General features: G+C 46.0%; 8 protein-coding genes. 2 read left to right on the top strand and 6 right to left on the bottom strand.

Annotation, left to right across the window (positions count from 1 at the left end; translation table 11 throughout):
* The first annotated feature begins 214 nt into the window (after positions 1-214).
* Together BMW45_RS01655 and BMW45_RS01665 are read left to right on the top strand one after the other, a co-directional pair.
* Complete coding sequence (locus BMW45_RS01655; protein WP_092240268.1) at positions 215-784, top strand: 3D domain-containing protein; 570 nt, start codon at positions 215-217, stop codon at positions 782-784.
* 195 nt (positions 785-979) lie between these two features.
* Positions 980-1,702: a 3D domain-containing protein gene (locus BMW45_RS01665; protein ID WP_092240270.1), complete on the top strand. Its 723-nt coding sequence runs from the start codon at positions 980-982 to the stop codon at positions 1,700-1,702.
* 94 nt (positions 1,703-1,796) lie between these two features.
* Here the strand turns inward: BMW45_RS01665 and BMW45_RS01670 are convergent, their stop codons facing one another.
* The 6 genes from BMW45_RS01670 to BMW45_RS01695 form a co-directional block, all read right to left on the bottom strand.
* Positions 1,797-2,300 carry a hypothetical protein gene (locus BMW45_RS01670; RefSeq protein ID WP_025231547.1) on the bottom strand — a complete coding sequence of 168 codons (504 nt, stop codon included), beginning with the start codon at positions 2,298-2,300 and terminating at the stop codon, positions 1,797-1,799.
* A gap of 120 nt (positions 2,301-2,420) precedes the next feature.
* Positions 2,421-8,828: a hypothetical protein gene (locus tag BMW45_RS01675; protein ID WP_242882855.1), complete on the bottom strand. Its 6,408-nt coding sequence runs from the start codon at positions 8,826-8,828 to the stop codon at positions 2,421-2,423.
* A gap of 142 nt (positions 8,829-8,970) precedes the next feature.
* Positions 8,971-13,488, bottom strand: a complete 4,518-nt coding sequence (locus BMW45_RS01680; RefSeq protein WP_092240272.1) for an InlB B-repeat-containing protein — start codon at positions 13,486-13,488, stop codon at positions 8,971-8,973.
* A gap of 10 nt (positions 13,489-13,498) precedes the next feature.
* Complete coding sequence (locus BMW45_RS01685) at positions 13,499-19,774, bottom strand: hypothetical protein (protein WP_330390645.1); 6,276 nt, start codon at positions 19,772-19,774, stop codon at positions 13,499-13,501.
* An 18-nt stretch (positions 19,775-19,792) separates the two neighbouring features.
* Positions 19,793-21,445 carry a cell surface protein gene (locus BMW45_RS01690; protein ID WP_092240273.1) on the bottom strand — a complete coding sequence of 551 codons (1,653 nt, stop codon included), beginning with the start codon at positions 21,443-21,445 and terminating at the stop codon, positions 19,793-19,795.
* Positions 21,446-21,769: 324 nt separating this feature from the next.
* Complete coding sequence (locus BMW45_RS01695; RefSeq protein WP_092240274.1) at positions 21,770-22,660, bottom strand: tyrosine-type recombinase/integrase; 891 nt, start codon at positions 22,658-22,660, stop codon at positions 21,770-21,772.
* Positions 22,661-23,019: the final 359 nt, after the last annotated feature.

The raw sequence follows: 23,019 nt of genomic DNA on the forward strand, positions 1-23,019 counted from the left end.
CTGTTTGTACATTTTTCCTCATATCTAAATGAAATATTACAAAGCTGTTGACATTATTTTCTTGACATTTAACACTTTTGTAATATAATGGTAATTATGACACCATAACAACACAATTGCGAGGTAAGGTTGAAGGAAAGATGTCTTACAACCTTGAGCTTGTGAATCAACTGGATATGCCTGCATATCCGATTGATCCATTTGGAGGTAAATTATGAATAGTTTTTCAGGGAAAAAGAGGATCACCGGATTCCTGACACTTCTTTGTATCCTGCTGTTGTCTACAACTGCACTGGCAGCCGAGACTACAGGAAATGACCAAACCGTGAATCAAGTACAGTCCGAAAACTCTGGAACGGATCACCAAACCATACAAACCAGCACGGAAAATCAGACGACATCAGCCAGTACTGAGGAAATCGGACCTGGCATTAAGAAAAAAGAAACCGAACCTGTAAAGCCGGAAGAACCGGCAAAACCGGTTTATCAAAAGGGAGAATCCCTGGGACTCTTCTCCGCCACTGCTTATTGTCCTGGCGAAAGCACCGGCAAACAGAGCCGTACCTATTCCGGTACGATACCGCAGCCGCAGCATACCATATCCGCAGATATCACACTTCTTCCGCTTGGAACAAAGGTCATGATCGACGACATCGTCTATACCGTTGAGGATATCGGAAGCGGCGTAAAGGGAAATAAAATCGATATTTTCTTTGCAAGCCGCAGAGAAGCGCTGGATTTTGGAAGACAGACAAAAGAATTATTTGCAGTCATTGAACAGTAGGAAATGCCCATATGACGCCGCAGAACAGTGAATTACTTCACTGCTTCTGCGGTTTTTTTCGTCTTAACCTTGACAAAATTGGAAAAATGTGTAAAATGTTTACTTGTACCTCATTTATTACAAATCTGTTACATATAATTATAAATATATTAAAACTTGTTACAGATTGTAAAAAAGAAAGGAAGTATTTGTAATATGAGTAAAACAAACCGAATTCACTGGTTCCTCGGAACCTTACTAATGATGACATTTTTCCTAATAAGTGCATGGAACGTTTTGGCGGCCCAGACAGCAGGTATTATTGACAATGCTGATGAGAACAACGTCAGGGGCTGGGCCCTAAACAGCTCTGATCCAAGTTCTGCGGCAGAAGTAAAGATTGTCATTACCAATCAGTCTAACGGACAGGTCGTAGCAGAACTTACCACCACCGCCTCCAAGTACCGGGAAGATCTTGTATCCAACGGAACCGGAAATTATGGCTTTGAAATGCCGGTTCCCTGGAGTTCCTACGGAGACGGCACCTATTTGGTCGAGGCCTATACAGGAGGCCAGAAGCTTTCCGGCACCAGAGTACATGGGGTAGGTGCTGCCGCTGCCGCAAGTCTTCAAAACAGCACCTCCAATCTTCGTTCCCTGGGAGTTTTTAAAACCACGGCCTACTGCTCTTGCCGCAAATGCTCCGGAGGCTGGGGAGGACGTACCAGCACTGGAACCATTGCAACCGCAAACCATACCATCTCTGTTGATCCAAGGGTCATTCCTTACGGCAGCCGCATTATGATAAACGGAGTTGTCTATACAGCAGAGGATTGCGGAGGCGGAGTCAAAGGGAACCACATTGATATATTCTTCAATACTCATGGTGAAACCCGTGCTTATGGCACCAGGAGTGCAGAAATCTATCTCGTTCAGTAATACAAATCCCAGCAGGAAAGCCCGGTGAAGATTTTCTTTTCTCCGGGCTTTTTATCATATTAATTTTATAGGGCCAATGGTCCATTTCCGTATTTTACGTTCTTACGGCAATCTCTTTTATCATGCGCATCAGTTCTAAAGCGCTTCGGAACGCTACATAATTTCTGGATGTCAGTCTGCCGGCCACTATTCCCTGCAAACTCGCGTTTTGGCGATGTTCTATTTTGACAATCAATGTTTCTTTTGCATGAACCGCACGGGTACTTAGGGTCAAACTATCCTGCAGCTGAATTTTTGCCTTTACTGGTATTTTGTTTTTTCCCTTAGTTCTGTGTGCATATTCTTCTGACATTTTTTTATTAAGAAACCTTGGATTAGTGGTAGGCTGGGGAGTTCCAACCCAGTCGCATATTTCATCAAGTTTCAGCATTAAATCACCTATATCGGAAAACCACACAGGTCCGTCTATATAGCAGTTAAGAATTTCACCATATAAATTTCCCTCCTTTTTTCCATGAAAACAGATGAGCATCGTACTGACCCGGTCTGTTACAGTCATGCTGCGGCAGATGTTCTGCATTTCTTCGCTTTTTATCATAGGTTTATTATCCCCTTTTTCAATCGTGCTTTGTCAGGTTTTCTTTATAGAAAGGGAAAGCAAAGGATATGCACACTTTCCCTTTCCAGCAAACGAAAGCTGCTGCTTTTCATCGTATCCTTACTGCAGCCAGGCTCCATCTCCCCCAACGGCATATCCATCAGGCGTCATCTCACTGATGTACATGGATCCCAGTGGCCGTTCTTCATTGCTCTTATAGATCCATTTCTCCGTTGCCGCATCATACCGATAGGTTTCCATGCTGTTCTGCTCTGTAAAGTAATACCACTTTCCTCCGATATTCCTCCAGCCCTTTGCCATCATTCCTGTCTCAGAGTCTAAATAATACCAGCGGTTGTCTTCCTTATCATGATGCCAGCCTGTCTTCATCTTTCCAAGCCAGCCATCTGATTCTGTATTGCAGTAATACCAGTCAAGCTTCTCATCCCGGAACCAGCCGTAATCCATGATTCCGCTGGCATTGAAATGATACCAGCCGTTTTTGTTCACGTCTCCGTTTGCATAATCCAGCTTCGCCCACATTCCTGTCAGACGGATTCCTCCGTTTAGCACAAAGGCCCACTGGCTTCCCTTTCCTGATAGCTCTTCCCAGTTTCCATTGGTGCCCACGATGTAGCTCTTGCTCCTGCTTGGGTTATAGGGGTTGGCCTTGATTCCGCTTCCGGTTCCTCCTCCGCCTTTGCTTCCTCCCTTGCTTCCGGAGCTCTGGATCTCATCATAGTGGTCATAACGGTCATCCAGTACTTTATCTAACGGCTTTGTCACTTCTTTAAGCTTTTCCAGCGCTTCAAGCAGTTCATCAAGGGTCGCCTTTGGAGAAGTACGGTCCAGTACCTCCAGGGCCTCTTCGATTGCTTCCTTAAGCTTCTCTGTCTCCTTTAATGTCAGGAAATAGTCATCGCTCTTATCAATCGCGTTCTTTATGGCATCCTCCAGCTCTTTCCTGGCATCATTTACTTCCTTCTGATTGTTCTCGTAGTATGCATAAACATAGGTCTTCCGGCTGATCTCCCGGTCCGGATCGAACTCACTTAAGCGGTCCTCACGATAACTCCAGCCTACATAGCTGTACTCTACGCCTTCATCACTAACGAAAATATCTGCCGGTTCTTCCACCTGACCATACTCATAGGAGTAATACCAGTCGCTGGGAGCTTCTCCCTTTCTTACCTTGAAGTAATACTGGTACCTTGGAAGGGCTGTCTGGTTTAAGAAGTAGAGCCGGTATGCTTTGGAATACACCATCACATACCTCATTCCTGCCTGGGCCGTAAAGGTAAACAGTCCTCCGGTCTCTTCCGGATCATCTGACATTTCCACAAGCTCCGCCTGGATCGTCCCGTCAATCGGGTCCGTAAAGATCCGGTACAGCTGGTAGTCCATCATGTCCACATCATCCTTGCCTAACTGGATATAGGTAGTAAACTCCGCATCCGATGGCGTGGCCATGGCCGTCTTTCTTCCATTGACATACCGTTCAATGTCTACATTCAGTCCCCAGGCCGCCTTAAACGCTTGGCTGTGGTCGCTGTCATACTCAGGCGATGCCTTTACTGCATTGGATTCCGTGGCCTTTGCCGCATTCTTTGTATATACCACCTTATAGGTCACATCTGCATGGTTCTGATCCATCAGCACCCGGTCTGCATCGGTCGTCAGCGCTTCCTCCAGATCCGGTATCTCTCCCGGATCAAGGGCGATCTCATTTTCGCTTCCTCCCCGGACCTCATCAACCACCGTTGCATTGCTCGGACTGGCTGTTGGACGGGAATAATAAGCCGTAAACACAAGATTGGTATCCGGCATATCAAAGCCAAGCTCTCTCTCATACAGCTTTCCGGTAAGCCCTGGCACCGATCCTATGGTGATCTTCCAGTACAGAAACGTTTCTCCTGCTCCGTTAACCGCATCTGCTGTAATTACCACACGGTCTCCCTTATGGGCTTCCTCATATCTGGCTGCATCAATCGTTTCCTGATCAACACTTACCACCCGGCCTTCTAAAGTCTCCACGATGTAGTTGGGGATCTCCAATGCTCCGCCAGGATCTGTAGTGATCACCGATCCGTCCAGCTTCCGGCTTTCTGCCGTGATTCCGGTCTCTCCCTTTGGCCTGGCTACCACGATGTGCTCTTCGTTGTAATTCAGCCCGGAAAAAGTCACGCTTCCCGGACTTCCTGTCACGGTCTGCCAGCCGTCACTTCCGGTTTCTGTGGTAACGATGACCGTTCCATCCTTACTTAAGACCGCATAATCCGACTTCTTATCGGCAGGCTTGATTACAAGCACCGTCTTTCCTTCGTGGTTCTCATCGTAAAGGATCTGGTAGTTGGTCTCCACCACCGGGGTCAGTACCTCCACCGGGTCACTGATGTTTCCTGCTGTATCTCCGATCTGGTTCCCCACGATTGCATGCACATTTCCTGCTGCCTCATACACAAGGTACCTGGCTCCCGGATAAAGTCCGTCAAAATATACCCGGCCTGCGATGTTTCCTGTCTGCACTCCCACGATGTTTCCGCTTAAATCTGTAATAATGTACTGATATCCGGCTGTGGTATGGTAAACAGTAATCTTTCCTTTTCCTTCCCCGTTAAGTCCGGTGGAGGCATCAGGAACTGCCACATCCGTTCCGAATACGGCCGGATCCTGATAGAAACGTATGGTATAGGTATGTCCATTCCTTAATACATCGCTTGATTCCACTTCCAAGTCCCCGTCATACCAGTTATCCACCAGATAGTTGATCTCCGGCACATAGCCCGGTATCTGGCCTGCGATGTCTCCCCAGGTCCTGTCATACTGGATATGGAGGGAGGTAATACTTCCGTCTGCCAGAGAACCGTGTTCTCCTGCCGCGAACTGGATATCGATCCATTTCTCCGGGTCCTCTTCAAACAGTGCCGTAACAGTGGCATCTCCGGTAAAACGGTGATCTTCTGCCAGAAGCTGCTCTCCGTCATTCAATGCCCCGTTTCCATCCTGGTCTATAAACCACCCGGCAAACCGGTAATACTGGTCCGCCTGCGTCAGAGGAACCAGGCGTTTTTCCTTTACCACACTCCAGGTATAACTATCGGTCTGCCCTGCTGCAGAGCCGTCATTTCCAAGAACTGAAGTACTATATACCCCGCTTCCCAAAGTTTGCTCTACTACGTCAGGGGACACACCGCTTCCATGGGAGATGGAACCGTGAGTTCCAGTCTGGTAGGTGATCTGATACCATTCTGACGGAACACGGTCATACCGATAGCTGACGGTCAGGTCATCGCTTGGCATGATCCCTGTATAATCATGGCCGGCATCAAAGCTTCCGCTTAAATCCGGTACCGCCGCCGCACTTTCATAGCTATAACCGTACAATTCCCGGTATTCTGTGCTGACCGTAGTATCCGCTGTTTTCTGCTGGACCTCCGGAATAACGATATTTCTCAAGTTATTATCAGCCGAATCATTATCCAGATAATTAACCGTGAACCGATAGCCTTCTCCTGTTGCTTCATATACATATGTAATTTCTACCGGCTGGTTCGGCATGGTGCCCGTAAAACCGCCGTTGCTTCCAAAGCTTCCCTGGGCTGCACTGACCAGATTCCCATCCGTATCATCCGCAGTATCTCCAACTGTTATGCTCCCTGATAAGTACTGGTATCCGTATATATCCAGCGGACTTGCGCTTATGGCATCCTCCGGGTAATACGGCGTCACACCCGGCGCATGGATCACAGTTCCGTTCTCCGTCACATAGCGCACCGTCAGATCCGATCTGGCCGCCGGATTATTCCGGTCTACCTTGTATGCGTATTTCACAGCCGCATCCTGTCCCGGCATCCTTCCTAAAAATTCCCCGGTCGATCCGTTAAAGTTTCCGATAGGCTCTGGTACCAGCCCTTCATAGTTATATTCAGCGGGGCTGGTCAGAGAATCCAAAAGACTCCACAAATATCCATGGATGTTCTTTTTCTGGGACTGGATCACCGATTCTACGGAATAGGTATTTGATGTGGTCGTCGATTGGAACACGATGGAGCCGTTCTGATTGGTGTAATCCACCGTATAATCAAACTTCACTCCCGGATCCGACTCCCATACGGCATAGTAAGTAATCGGGCTTTCCGGATACACAGCCGGCAGGGAGGTAATGTATTCCGGGCTGGTCTGACTGTTCACTTTACTCCAGCCCTTAAACACGTATCCGTACCTGCTTACACTGGGAAGCAGGGCGTTTACGCTGTTCCCGGCCGTTCCGACCAGTGTCTGCGGCTGAGGCGTCCCTCCGTTGACTACAAAGGCAATGGAGGCATCGATCCGTGTATATTCATAGGTAACTACCACATCCTGTCCAGGCATGGTTCCGGTTAATTTTCCAAAATCGACCCCTTCTGTTTCCACCGCAGTTAAGGTGCCGCCGGTCCCCTGGTCAATGGCTATTCCGGTAAAGTCATACCCGGAAATAGCCGATGGCGGTGGAATCACCACCCCATCGCCTGATGCAAAGGACAGGCTCGGGGTATCCGGTGCACCGGTCACAGTTCCTCCCGTGGTTGAATCCCGGTAAACAAAGCTTACGGTATATCCATTGCGTTTTAGTACTGTATTCTTTGAATTATCTAAGGCAGAGGATCCCACCGTTGCAAAGATCCCTGTCCCATTTCCACTGTCTGCATCCGCCAAGAAATTGTCCGCAAACGGGCAGGTGGTAATATTTGAGGAATAAGCAGCCGAGGGAACGGCTATAACGACTTCCTGTCCTGTAGCTGTTGACTCTCCAACAGAAGCTTCCGGAACCTGCTGGGAAGTTACACCGATCCGGGAGGCACCAAGATCTCCCTCTACGGTAATATGCTTCCCATCAGCCAGATAGACATTTGCTTTTTTGCCATCTGTATTTACATTATCCTTTATGGTAACTTCATCTAGAACCTGAAACTCTCCTGTGCTATCAAAATAGATAGCTCCCCGTAAGGCGGATTGATTTAACGTAATTTCTGCACCATCTAAGACAAGATTTGCACTGCCGGTAATATGTGCAGCGCTTCCGACAGCTGATTCAGAGATGTTGCTGACCACAATATTCTTTTCCAGAACAGAATCCTTATTTAATTGAATGGTACCCCGATCAGCCGAAATCAATGGATAATTATGGCCAGGAATCTCCTCTCCGCTTAAATGGATCCCATCAAACCGTAGAATAGAACCGGTACCTGTCTCTTTCATTTTAAACAGTGGTCCATTACAGCTTTCAGTTCTTCTTAATATAACAGGTGTAGTTATACGATTTCGTTGATAGTCCACATCTGCTGTCTTAATTGTAATATCAGGGCTACCCCCGTTTTCACCAATATCAATGGTTTGATTTACTGGGTCATAATCCTGTATATAGATATAACCTTTCTTACTTCCGATAGCCTGTTTTGCTCTTTCTATGGTCTTAAAAGGATTATTATATTCACCTGTTCCCGATCCGTCATTTCCATGAAGGGAAGAAACATAATAAGTTTGTTCCTGTGCTTTAAATGCTACCTTCCTTACCACTTTCTGATATGGACCTAAGTCAAGTTTCCAGGAATAAGACATTTTTGTGTCCATTCCTTCTATCCAATGGACTGTGCCATCTTCATTTGCCTTATGATTAGTATTTGTAGGTTCATCAAATAAATTGGCATAATACTTAGCATTTCTGCTGCTGCTCACGGTATTATAAAATACCATATATTCACTGCCGGCCCATCTGGTATCCACAGTGGTTACTCCAAGCTCTCTTCCCACTTCACTATCACCATTGGTAACAACATCAAAGGTTTGCTTTGTAGCTTCATTTACCATATGGAATCCCTGATCATCCAAATAAAGAGTCGATGCATCGGCCGGGTCAGATGGTCCTCCGGAATATCCAATCCCGTCTCCAACCATAATATCCGCACCAGTTGCCAGGTACATAGTTTTATGCAGATTTTCGTTATTATACATGATGTACTCTACCATGGTCCACTTTCGATCAGCACTGGGATATACCTTCATCTGCATTTCTACATTATAATTACGGTCAGTTATTTTTTGCACACCACCATTATTTTCAATAACCAAAGGATATGCAATGGTATTGCTCTCATTAGCGGATCGGATTACTGTTTTAAAACCAGAATAGTCCCATGTAACAGGAACGGCATCATGAGGGTGTAATTGGATGCCTGCGGTATTGTTGTTTTGATATTTTCCGGGATCCAGATTGATATATGGATGTTCTGCCCCAATCAGGTCAGGATCAAGGATTCCCTGAATATTAAACCCGTACCACTGTTCATAGCTTCCGCCTTTATTTGGATCGTTCCTGCCCCAATAATAAGCTGAGTTTAAACCTCCTCCATTATTTTTCATATTTGTATCCGGATTTAACTCAGGGGAATCTGCAAAAGCTGTAATCCCGGACATGGAAAACGTATTCAGTATCATCGTAACAGCCAGCACTTTTGCTGCAATCCGTTTCATCCTTTGTTTGAACTTCAATTGCTTCCCTCCTCACTATAATTTTTTAATTAAAACGACTTTTTACATTCTTTTAAGTGTCACTAAAATATATTTCTAAGAAAGGGAGAGTGCCAGATAATCCAAACACTTTCCCCTCCTATGAAGAATGATTTCAATTTAACTATGGGGTTTCAGGTGTCCATTTCCCGCTGTCATCTACATAATATCCATCCGGGGTTACTTCATCCCGGTATAGGGAACCAAGCGGACGTCCTGACTGACCAGCGTACGCCCATTTTCCGGTTGTTTTATCCAGATACCATGTCTGCTGGCTGTTTTCCGGTGTCAGGTAATACCATACGCCGTCTATTTTCTGCCAGCCGGTGAGCATCGCGCCGTTAAACAGATTTAAGTAGTACCATCTTCCATCCTTATCATCAAGATGCCAGCCTGTCTTAAGGCGTCCGAACCAACCATCGTGAACAGTGGATAAGAAATACCATTTCCCTTCTTCATCTAAAAACCATCCGCTGTCCATTACCCCTTCCTGGTCAAAGTGGTATGTATAGATCAGAGTTGTACCATTATAGGAATATCTGATATTTGCCCACTGGTCATTTAATTTTGTTCCGCTGCTTAAAATGAAGGACCAGCCATTGGCTGCCGGATTAAAATTCTCCCAGTGACCGTCAACATCATTTGTATAAGTCTTATAACTTCCAAAACGGTAAGCACCCGGTCCCACGCTGCTGCTGGAACTGCTCATTCCGGAACTGCTTCCGCCTCCGGATCCGCTTCCACCTCCGGAGCCACTTCCGCCTCCAGATCCGCTTCCACCTCCGGAACCACTTCCGCCTCCGGAACCATTATCTCCTCCAGAACCATTGTCTCCTCCGGAACCATTGTCTCCTCCAGAGCCATTGCCATTTGTAATTCCATCAACAATATCTTTTAATGTCTGATAAGCCTGATCCAGCTCCTCAATCGTGGGACGGGGCAGAGTATCACGCACTACAATCGCATCATGGATCGCATCGGTCAATATATTTCTGTCTTCTTCACTTACCGAACCATTGTTTTTCAAAGCATTCGCCGTATTAATTTCATCCTCCAGCCGGTTCTTTGCCTCCTGCCACAAGGAATCATCCTCCTGTTCATACACTGCGTACAGTTGGAGATCTTTGTTAACCGGAGTCGTTATATCATAAAAACCTGCGGTGTCCAACGGCTGTTTTTTAAATCCTGCAAATTCATATACGATACCGGTAACCGGATCCGTGTAATCTTCCAAGCATTCAAGATCCATATATCCGTCTGCATCTTCTAACATACTTCCGGCTCTTGCTTTAAGACTTGCCACCGAACCTCTTATCGTATCGGTAACGGTAACCTTATATGATTTGGAATAAGTTAAGATAAACGTGTCTCCTACATTTGCGTCAAATAGGAACGTACCGGTAAAACCGGCACCCGGATCATTCAGATCAGGTTCCACAGGTATAATCTCCGTACAAACCGGATCGCTATCCGCATTTTCAACCTTCCACAACTGGTAGTCCATATTCCCCAGAAGGCTGGTATCCAGGGTACCATAAACCTGAATATCAGGTGTGTGATTCCCATCGGATGGCAGGGCTTTATTAATGCCATCCACCTTTCTTGACAATGATATGCCTAAAACCCAGGGGATCTTTAATGCTTCACTATCCACTGCAGCAGCATCTCTTACTGCATTGGACTCCGTAGCAGTCGGCACACTTCTCCGGTCAAATTTAACCGTATATTCCACTTTATGCGCTGGTGTTGATGTCAGCAAAGCCGGATCGGAAGAATTGTCAATCAGGTCGAGCTTTAATGCTTCCAACAGATCCGTTTGCATATTGAGAGCAAACGTTCCATTTTTAGGGGAATAATCTACCGTTGCATTGGATGAGGTCGCCGTGGCTGGTACGGACTCATACCGTGCCTGAAGAACTACGTTGCCGGCCGGCATGATGACCCATGGATTCTGCTGCTCAGCCTGAGATGCAGTAAGAGACATAGACCCAATCAGGCTATCCCACCGCTTAAAACTGTACCCGGCTATATCAGGGGCTTTAATCCTTATCTTATCCCCTTCCCGGACATTAATCTGGGTTGCTCCTTCTTCAATTTCCAAGGGTACGTTATTTCTGGTAACCTCCGCTACATAGCCTCCGTTTGTGATATACAGAGTATAGGTCTGATTTTGCACCTGAGAGGATTCTTCCAGGAAAATGGGATTCCCCAGCAATATCTTTTCAGACGGAGACTCTGTTTCTCCCAAATGCTTTGCAACTACCGTATATTCCCGGCCGGATTCCAGACCTGGGAATTCTGCAAAAGCCGGATTACCTGCGGCTTCTAACCATCCGTCTGCTGATCCTTCCTGTGAAACGGCATTTCCATCACCATTAAGCAGTGCATACAGCGTATCCGCCGCCGTCGGACTGATCCTGATTTTCTTCCTGCCCTCATTTCCATCATTTGCTATGGAATAGTTGTTACCAAGAGTGGCAATGCCTTCCCTTGCCGGCTGGCTTATCAGGGAACCATCCACATGACTGGTCAGCGGTTCCCCTGCTACAGGTGCTGCAGTCAATGAAAGTTCATACACATAATAATAGGTACAGGGATTGAGTCCTGTAAATTTCCCGCTCTGCAACTGAGAGCCTGTCATGGTGGATATGACGATACCGTCTGCAGCCGTAACTGCATACTTTCTCTCTTCGTTCGCACCATTGATTCTGATCTGTCCGGTTCCATCTGCTGATACAGAACCATCTGCATCCGGAATGCATAAAATCCCGTCATCTCCTGCAATTGGCGTGAACCTGGCCGTATAGCTGTGATTGGAAAGAATCTGCAGATCATTTTGTACCTGGTTTCCATTCTCATCATACCAGCCTGCAAACATATAATTGGTATCTGGCTGAGGTGAGGGAAGCGCCAGATCCGTCCATATCGTTCCCTTTGCTACATGAGCCGAAGTGCCTCCTGAAACAATACTTCCATGGCTTCCGGATACAAAATTTAAATCAAACCACTCATTGGGGTCCTCTTCAAAATTGGCATATAGCTTTAAGTTCCCGGTTATCTCTACATCTCCAGTAAGTTTTGCTCCGGTTTTTCCTGTTCCGTTTGTATTTGCTTTATACCAGCCGTCAAATAAATAATGAGTTGCCGGTGACGGGGTGATGCCCTGAGTCAATTCATCGATTGTATAGGTATCCAGTCTGTAAGACTTGGGAGAGGAATCTCCCGACAGATTTCCGTTCGAGCCATTATAAAAATCAATGCGGGCCCAGTAAGCAGGATCCGTCAAATCCTCGTTATAGGTTATGGTAACAGAACCTCCGATAATATCCGTATTAAAGGTCAGCTTTTCGCTTGACTGATCCAGAACGTAGTTGGAGAAATTACCGTTCCACGTGATATTCGGCGGATAAGAATATCCTGGTTTTCTTTCTATATCCAGCTCTACAGGGTCCGCCGGGGATACGGACAAATTCTGCTGTTGTTCAAGAATGTTGTTATGATTATCCACCGTATTTACGATAATATGGGTCGTATAGGTCGGATCAATCTGATATTTATAGGTGATTACCACCATTTGATTGGGCATCTTTCCAGCATAATTTTTATCTGAATCAAAGCTGCAGCCAGCCGAAGCCGCTGAATAGATTCCTCTGTTTACTAAATCATCTGTATCTCCATATCCGGCCTTCAGTTCTGCACCGGTAAGCTCATATGCCGTTATGGCAGCAGGTGCAACAGAGAAGGCTGTTTCTGCAGAGTAAGCATACGCATCTGGTGTCTTGATAGCAACGCCGCTTCCATCTACGTATTCTATCCGCAGAGTAAATTTCTTGCTGGTATCCGGTTCATAACGGTAGCCAACCGTAAGATCATCGTTAGGCATGTATCCCCGGATCGCGTTGGTGGAAGTATTGACAGAAGCAGCCTCTTCCAATGTCCCAGCCCCGCTCGCATCATCAAACCTTCTGATCTTATTATTTTTTATCAGCACAGATTTAAGCTTATACCCCGGTATATTCCTTTTATAGGTAGCTGAAACCGGCGTATTGGCAGTCACCGGATTCGTCCAGGTTCCGTCATCAAAGAACCGGATCACCTGGCTATCGCTGTCTGACGGCCATGCCGATAGGCTGGTACCGTCAGTTATGCTGTCTCTTGCCGAATTTAAATCACGGTAATGCATGACTGTGAAATCAAATTGGCTGCTGCTGTTACCATTCCACACCGCCTTATAGGTTTCTGGTGATTCATAGGGAAAAGCATAAGGTAGATTGAGAACCTTATTTCCATCTTTGTTATACCAACCGTCAAATGTGTAGCCCGGCCATACAACCTGAAATTCCGGAAGCTTGGGCCTTGGCCCGGAGCCTTTGTCCTCTGTCCCAATACCAGCAAAATCCGCAGATGAACTTAAGGCATATCCTGCCTGTCCCGTGGCATAGGAAATGTTATTTGCATATCTTGGCACATTCGCATATGTGGAATGCTGCAGATTCGGCCCCTTCTGCGGATCAAATTGAATGACAGAAGGATCGCCGTAACTCAGCGGTGCTGCAAATGCGGGCGGTGCCGCCATGGTAATAACCATGGCGGCTGCCAGTATCATTGCAGTCTGTGCTTTCCATTTCTTTATGTTTTTCATTGTTTTCTCCTTACTGCAGCCAGGCTCCATCTCCCCCAACGGCATATCCATCAGGCGTCATCTCACTGATGTACATGGATCCCAGTGGCCGTTCTTCATTGCTCTTATAGATCCATTTCTCCGTTGCCGCATCATACCGATAGGTTTCCATGCTGTTCTGCTCTGTAAAGTAATACCACTTTCCTCCGATATTCCTCCAGCCCTTTGCCATCATTCCTGTCTCAGAGTCTAAATAATACCAGCGGTTGTCTTCCTTATCATGATGCCAGCCTGTCTTCATCTTTCCAAGCCAGCCATCTGATTCTGTATTGCAGTAATACCAGTCAAGCTTCTCATCCCGGAACCAGCCGTAATCCATGATTCCGCTGGCATTGAAATGATACCAGCCGTTTTTGTTCACGTCTCCGTTTGCATAATCCAGCTTCGCCCACATTCCTGTCAGACGGATTCCTCCGTTTAGCACAAAGGCCCACTGGCTTCCCTTTCCTGATAGCTCTTCCCAGTTTCCATTGGTGCCCACGATGTAGCTCTTGCTCCTGCTTGGGTTATAGGGGTTGGCCTTGATTCCGCTTCCGGTTCCTCCTCCGCCTTTGCTTCCTCCCTTGCTTCCGGAGCTCTGGATCTCATCATAGTGGTCATAACGGTCATCCAGTACTTTATCTAACGGCTTTGTCACTTCTTTAAGCTTTTCCAGCGCTTCAAGCAGTTCATCAAGGGTCGCCTTTGGAGAAGTACGGTCCAGTACCTCCAGGGCCTCTTCGATTGCTTCCTTAAGCTTCTCTGTCTCCTTTAATGTCAGGAAATAGTCATCGCTCTTATCAATCGCGTTCTTTATGGCATCCTCCAGCTCTTTCCTGGCATCATTTACTTCCTTCTGATTGTTCTCGTAGTATGCATAAACATAGGTCTTCCGGCTGATCTCCCGGTCCGGATCGAACTCACTTAAGCGGTCCTCACGATAACTCCAGCCTACATAGCTGTACTCTACGCCTTCATCACTAACGAAAATATCTGCCGGTTCTTCCACCTGACCATACTCATAGGAGTAATACCAGTCGCTGGGAGCTTCTCCCTTTCTTACCTTGAAGTAATACTGGTACCTTGGAAGGGCTGTCTGGTTTAAGAAGTAGAGCCGGTATGCTTTGGAATACACCATCACATACCTCATTCCTGCCTGGGCCGTAAAGGTAAACAGTCCTCCGGTCTCTTCCGGATCATCTGACATTTCCACAAGCTCCGCCTGGATCGTCCCGTCAATCGGGTCCGTAAAGATCCGGTACAGCTGGTAGTCCATCATGTCCACATCATCCTTGCCTAACTGGATATAGGTAGTAAACTCCGCATCCGATGGCGTGGCCATGGCCGTCTTTCTTCCATTGACATACCGTTCAATGTCTACATTCAGTCCCCAGGCCGCCTTAAACGCTTGGCTGTGGTCGCTGTCATACTCAGGCGATGCCTTTACTGCATTGGATTCCGTGGCCTTTGCCGCATTCTTTGTATATACCACCTTATAGGTCACATCTGCATGGTTCTGATCCATCAGCACCCGGTCTGCATCGGTCGTCAGCGCTTCCTCCAGATCCGGTATCTCTCCCGGATCAAGGGCGATCTCATTTTCGCTTCCTCCCCGGACCTCATCAACCACCGTTGCATTGCTCGGACTGGCTGTTGGACGGGAATAATAAGCCGTAAACACAAGATTGGTATCCGGCATATCAAAGCCAAGCTCTCTCTCATACAGCTTTCCGGTAAGCCCTGGCACCGATCCTATGGTGATCTTCCAGTACAGAAACGTTTCTCCTGCTCCGTTAACCGCATCTGCTGTAATTACCACACGGTCTCCCTTATGGGCTTCCTCATATCTGGCTGCATCAATCGTTTCCTGATCAACACTTACCACCCGGCCTTCTAAAGTCTCCACGATGTAGTTGGGGATCTCCAATGCTCCGCCAGGATCTGTAGTGATCACCGATCCGTCCGGCTTCCGGCTTTCTGCCGTGATTCCGGTCTCTCCCTTTGGCCTGGCTACCACGATGTGCTCTTCGTTGTAATTCAGCCCGGAAAAAGTCACGCTTCCCGGACTTCCTGTCACGGTCTGCCAGCCGTCACTTCCGGTTTCTGTGGTAACGATGACCGTTCCATCCTTACTTAAGACCGCATAATCCGACTTCTTATCGGCAGGCTTGATTACAAGCACCGTCTTTCCTTCGTGGTTCTCATCGTAAAGGATCTGGTAGTTGGTCTCCACCACCGGGGTCAGTACCTCCACCGGGTCACTGATGTTTCCTGCTGTTTCTCCGATCTGGTTCCCCACGATTGCATGCACATTTCCTGCTGCTTCATACACAAGGTATCTGGCTCCCGGATAAAGTCCGTCAAAATATACCCGGCCTGCGATATTTCCTGTCTGCACTCCCACGATGTTTCCTTCCAGGTCGGTAATGATGTACTGGTAGCCTGCTGTGGTATGGTAAACAGTAATCTTTCCTTTTCCTTCCCCGTTAAGTCCGGTGGAAGCATCAGGAGCTGCCACATCCGTTCCGAATACGGCCGGATCCTGATAGAAACGTATGGTATAGATATGTCCATTCCTTAATACATCGCTTGATTCCACTTCCAAGTCCCCGTCATACCAGTTATCCACCAGATAGTTGATCTCCGGCACATAGCCCGGTATCTGGCCTGCGATGCCTCCCCAGGTCCTGTCATACTGGATATGGAGGGAGGTAATACTTCCGTCTGCCAGAGAACCGTGTTCTCCTGCCGCGAACTGGATGTCGATCCATTTCTCCGGGTCCTCTTCAAACAGTGCCGTAACAGTGGCATCTCCGGTAAAACGGTGATCTTCTGCCAGAAGCTGCTCTCCGTCATTCAATGCCCCGTTTCCATCCTGGTCTATAAACCACCCGGCAAACCGGTAATACTGGTCCGCCTGCGTCAGAGGAACCAGGCGTTTTTCCTTTACCACACTCCAGGTATAACTATCGGTCTGCCCTGCTGCAGAACCGTCGTTTTTCAGTATGGACGCCTCATAGCCCCCGGTTCCGCTCCCCTGTTCCTGTACATCAGAAGAAACTCCGCTACCATGGGAGATGGCGCCATTGATGCCTGATTTGTATGTAATCCGGGCCCACTGGGACGGGACACGGTCATACCGGTAGTTGACGGTTAAGTCATCACTTGGCATAGTCCCCGTATAATTACGACTTCCATCAAAGCTTCCGCTGGAAGACGGTACCGCCGCAGCACTTGCATAGCTATAACCGTATAAATCACGGTACTCCGCGCTGACCTCTGTATCCGCTGTTTTATGCTGGATCTCTGGATTCATGATATTTCTTAATCCGCTGTCGCTGGTATCATTATCTAAGAAGTTTACGGCAAATGCATAACCTTCCCCTGTTGCTTCATATACATATGTAATTTCTACCGGCTGGTTCGGCATGGTGCCCGTAAAACCGCCGTTGCTTCCAAAGCTTCCCTGGGCTGCACTGACCAGATTCCCATCCGTATCATCCGCAGTATCTCCAACTGTTATGCTCCCTGATAAGTACTGGTATCCGTATATATCCAGCGGACTTGCGCTTATGGCATCCTCCGGGTAATACGGCGTCACACCCGGCGCATGGATCACAGTTCCGTTCTCCGTCACATAGCGCACCGTCAGATCCGATCTGGCCGCCGGATTATTCCGGTCTACCTTGTATGCGTATTTCACAGCCGCATCCTGTCCCGGCATCCTTCCTAAAAATTCCCCGGTCGATCCGTTAAAGTTTCCGATAGGCTCTGGTACCAGCCCTTCATAGTTATATTCAGCGGGGCTGGTCAGAGAATCCAAAAGACTCCACAAATATCCATGGATGTTCTTTTTCTGGGACTGGATCACCGATTCTACGGAATAGGTATTTGATGTGGTCGTCGATTGGAACACGATGGAGCCGTTCTGATTGGTGTAATCCACCGTATAATCAAACTTCACTCCCGGATCCGACTCCCATACGGCATAGTAAGTAATCGGGCTTTCCGGATACACAGCCGGCAGAGAGGTAATGTATTCCGGACTCCCCTGACTGTTCACTTTACTCCAGCCCTTAAACACGTATCCGTACCTGCTTACACTGGGAAGCAGGGCGTTTACGCTGTTCCCGGCCGTTCCGACCAGTGTCTGCGGCTGAGGCGTCCCTCCGTTGACTACAAAGGCAATGGAGGCATCGATGCGGGTGTATTCATAGGTAACTACTACATCCTGTCCAGGCATGGTTCCGGTTAACTTTCCAAAATCGGTCCCTTCTGTTTCCACCGCAGTTAAGGTACTGCCGGTCCCCTGGTCAATGGAGATACCAGTCAGCTCATACCCGGTTATGCCCGCTGGCGGTGAAATCACCACCCCATCTCCCGATGCAAAGGACAGGCTGGGAGTATCAGGTGCACCGGTCACAGTTCCTCCTGTGGCAGTATCCCGGTACGCAAAGCTTACGGTATATCCGTTACGCTTTAAAACCGTGTTCTTTGAATTGTTTAAAGCAGAAGAACCAATCGCGGTATAAATCCCCGTTCCGTTTCCTGTGTCTTTATCTGCAAAAAAGTTGTCTGCAAATGGGCAAGAAGTAATGCTTCCGGAATAATCAGCCGAAGGTACAGCTATAACAACTTCCTGTCCCGCGGCTGTTGAATCTCCGACCGAGGCATCCGGTATCTGCTGTGCAGTCACGCCGATCTGGGATGCATCCAGATCTCCATTTACAGTAATACGTTTTCCCTGCGTAAGGTAAGCATTGTTTTTTTCTCCGGAGGAGTTCACATTATCCTGTATGGTTACCAGATTTTTCACAGAAAAGCTTCCGTTACTGTCAAAGTAAACAGTTCCCTTTCCATTAGAAACGTTATCCTTCACCGTTCCATAATTCATTGACAGATTTGCTGATCCCGTTATCTCAACCGCGCTTCCCGATCCAGTTGAGGTTCCATTGCAATTTTTCACAACCGCTCCGCTATTGATCTCAACCGTTCCGGTAGCTGCGGATATGAGTGGAGAGGATGTTTCCACACCATTTCCGTCAAGGATGATGTCTGTAAATTTTAATGTTCCGCTTGAGACATTAAAAACAGAGCCGGTATAGGAATCTGCCCGTTTTAAGGTCTTAATATAATCCGAATTTTCATTTGTCGGATTACCTGCATGATCAAAATCTGTACTTGCTATCGTAATATCCTTTGAAGAAGACCCGGATATTGCTATTGGGGCCGTTATATCCCGATAATCCATCACATAGATGTATCCCTTTTTATTTCCAATCTTATTTAAAGCATATTCAATGGTTTTATATGGACTGGTGTATGTCCCTTCTGCCGAACTGCTGTCACTCCCATATAAATCTGATACATAATAGGAGGTGGAGCGAATGGCAAAGGCAACTCTTTTATGGACTGTTTCATAGGGATGAAGCTTAAAGGACCAGGAATATGCGATTCCTGAGTCACTAACACCGGTCGTATCAGATGCAGTGGATTCTTTAAAAAGATTTGCCTGATAAGAACTGTATGTTCCAAGCCATCTTGTGGTCGTCGCAGTGACCCCCAGGCTATCATCACGCGTGATGCAGTCAAACACGGTTTTATCAGTTCTATTAACCATATGGAACCCACGTTCTGTTTTATAGCAGGTTGCCCCATCGTCACCATTGATCATGGTATCCGCACCGGTTCCTAAATAAAAAGTCCTTCCTCCCTGACCTCCCTGTCCGTTTTTGTCATAAACATAATAATCAACAAAAACATATTTATTGTCCGGACTTGGAGAAACAGCGATTTTTAGTTCAACTCCCATATTGCTGATATATTCAACCGCGCCATTTGTTGGGCCATTGGCCTTATAAATGTAATTGGTATTGCTGTTTCCTACCGTAGGCGCACTGGGTGAACTCTCATTCTGAGCCATTCCCAGCCAGGTCGCGTATCCGCGCCAGGACCAGGTTGTCTGGATCCCACTGGTGGAGTAACCGGTCTGCCCTGCATTTAAACCACATAGATCAAACCGGTAAGTCGAACCTCCATAGCTCCCTTCGTTTGCTCCCTGGGCATTGATCCATTTGTAAGCAGTTGCTTCACTGGCTCCGTCCCCAAGGTTTTCATCTGTCAGTTCCGACGAGGCATATGCCATCATACTCATTCCCGGCAATAACTGGCCCCCTATGATACAAACCGACAGAACCATCGCAAAAAAGCGTTTCCATAATTGATACCATCTTTTTGATATTCCTGCTTTTTTACTTTTTATAGTCATATCCGTTATCTCCTCTGATTAGAAATTAAGCCTTTCCTCCGGAGGCAGTTCATCTGTGGAAGGCTCTGTATCATAACCTGCAATCAGACCTCCTTCATATGGATTCTCTTTGTTGTCTTTATCATAATGATAGAAACCGATTCCATCAGCTGCGGATCTCCATCTGGGCTTTTCATCATCTCCCACCCAAGCTGCAAATCTGTCGTTTATAATAAGGAGATATCCTCCCTCTTTATCCTTTACTGCCTTTTTATCACCTTTTATAATCTTTCCGTTAATATCTACCACCTGGTAATACGTCTCATCGTTCTTCCGAACCTCTACCACACCATAGCCATATTCTTCATCTGCCTCCAGCCTAAGACCGTTGATGTAGTATTTGCTGTCTTTTTTCTGAAGCTGGTTCCGGTTCCCATATGCCTTTCCGTTTCCGGAAAATCCAAATGTAAAGACCCCATCCTCCAGCTCTACCTTGATCTCCTTTCCAATCTGCATGGAGCCGTCATTTAATTCGTCCGGCGCAAACAGATACAGATCGGATTTTTCAATTCCATACAATGAGCCATCTATAAAATCCTCTGAACTCCAGTCGTCCACATCGTACTGGGCCACAAACTCCGATTTTCCGTCAAACAATACAAAGCCCGTCTTCATCCTTCCGATACCGTCAAAGGCATAATTTTTTCCGCTGATGTTACGGATCCGGTTCCGGTAGACTTCTCCTTTTTCATCCGTGTGCCACCAGCTGCATTCCTGATCAAAATAATCCGTTTCATCCAGATTTTCTGACGGGTACATCCAGAACCACATGTTTTTCAGAAGCTTGCCTCCATCATATGCGGAATAAAATCTCGCAGATGTGGAGCTGGTAGGATTACTTTTATCCGCATTGCTGATGGTTGCCACTTTACCCCACCATGGATTCATAATTCCATTTTCATCAAATCCATAGGCATTCCCGTCGATATTCTTCTGCTTTAAATTCTCTCCTTTGCTGCTAACCTTTTTGGAGCTTTCATCAAAGTAGATCCACATTTTTTCATAATCCGAATAATAGCGGTCGGTCATGTTGCTAAGCAGTTCAGAACCACCGGTCCCATATCCGATTTCACCATAATCCAGCCATTTTTCTGTAAACAGAACCCCATCTTCTCCGGAATAGTAGACCCCTTCTACAAACGGATCATCCGAATCATTGATGGAATTTCCATTATCATCAAACCAACCGGTTAACATAAGTCCATCTTCATTAAACAGATAGGTATTTCCATTAATCTTCTTTTTGAAACTGTTGCCCTTTCTTTGATACGCCTTGCCATCAGTTCCGAAATAGTACCAGCCTTCTTCAAAATTGCCTTCCGGGTCTTTGGATTCATCAATCCAGATCCAGGTGTTTTGAACCATCTTTCCATCTTCATCCACGAAATAACCGGTGTTTCCCAGATGGAACATACAATTCTTAAGAATCGTTCCTTCCGATGATAAGTAATACCAACTGTCCTTAGATTTTTTCCAAACATTTGTCATCGGCTGATCATCCGAGCCAAGGTATGACCATTCGCCATTCTCAATCTTCCAGCCTTCGGCAGCATAGACATCTTCATGAAAAGATGACGTTAAAAAGCCCACCGAAAGTGCAAAGATCATTAGCACACATAATCTCTTTTTCATTCCTCATCATTACCTTCCTTTCTCTTAAGCTACAATTCATGGAGTTATTCCCGTCATAGGGAAAATTGGCACTCAACATGTATACCTTTTTGCAAAATACAACAGAATTCCTCTTTTGTTGTTTAAAAAAAAGAAAAACCGGGTTTGATATAACGCTCCGGTTTTTCTTACCTAAATAAAAACACTTTAAAAGGCCGGTTTTACAAAAATTATGCAAACCAGCTTATTTGTTGTACCTGAATTTCAAAAAAGGGAGATTTTGAAGAAAAATAGTGGATTTTATTTCCTTTATGTAGTAGAATATTTTAAGATACTAGAATGCTTTTACAACAAAAGAGGAATTCTGTCGTCAATTTCAACCAGCAATTTCAGACTTTCCAGCTGCCTTATATGGTTATAGCCACTTTCTATCGTATAAATACGTGTCGTATTTACGCTGCTATGTCCCAATATATCAGCAAGTCTGGACAAATCCTTCTCTGAATCATAGTAAGATCTGGCAAATAAATGTCGTAAATTATGGGGATAAATTTTTTCCTGTACAACGCCCGCTTCTACGCCCAATGCTTTCATTTCTCTCCAGATATTACTTCTGTCCAATGCAGCTCCATTCCTTGTTATAAAAATCATACCGCTTTCTATATGCCTTTTTTGTGCATACAATATTAACATCTGAGATAACTGTCTTGTAAGGAACACAGTTCTCACTTTCCCCTTACAATCCACTTCCGCCCGTCCTTTGACTGCGGCTTCTACCGTAATATAAGGTAACTCCGATACCCTGATTCCGGTTGAACAGATCGTCTGCAGCAATAAAGCCAATCTTAATTTACCTTTTTCCAAAGCAGTTTTTACCAATCTCCTATACTCATCCTTTGACAGCTCCTTGTTTTCTGAACAAAAAGTATTGCGGCTGATTTTAAGAAATTTCACTTTACAATCCTCCCAATTGCAATAATTAAAAAAACCATTAAGCGCAGCAAGAGCCCCATTAACTGTCACAGGAGCCATTTTTTCGCGCATAACACCCTTCCACATAATCACAATTTCTTTATTAGCAGATCTTCCATCGAGATAGCGCATGAATAAGCTTAGATTATATCGGTAACTCCGAATTGTTTCTTTGCTTTTTTCACAACCGTGCAACCACGCACAATATTCATCGATCAGCGTATCTGTAACGATTCTCGCTTTACACTTACAGGCTTTATTCATATTGTCCTCCTATTATGCAGTACCATATATTCAAATACGAATCGTTCCCAATTCAGGGATAAAATATTCTACATTCGCGGAAAGTTAAAATAAAAAAACAGAAATCCTCTTGAGAATAAACAAGAAGATTTCTGTCTGGCATTGAAAAGAAAAACTATCAACTTTCCGTGCTGTCATTTTTTTAACGAAGCTTCTTCGAACTAAATGATTCTTGTTATCGTATAATAATGTCAGACATAAAACCCAAAATTTCTCTTCTTATCTTCTCTATTATTCTACTTAAACGTAAATCAAACTAGTTGTATCATGTAATTAATATAAGGTTAATTGTATCAAATAATGTTAAAATTTACCATTTT

The organism is Lacrimispora sphenoides (genome assembly GCF_900105215.1).
In the GTDB taxonomy this organism is placed as follows: domain Bacteria; phylum Bacillota; class Clostridia; order Lachnospirales; family Lachnospiraceae; genus Lacrimispora; species Lacrimispora sphenoides_A.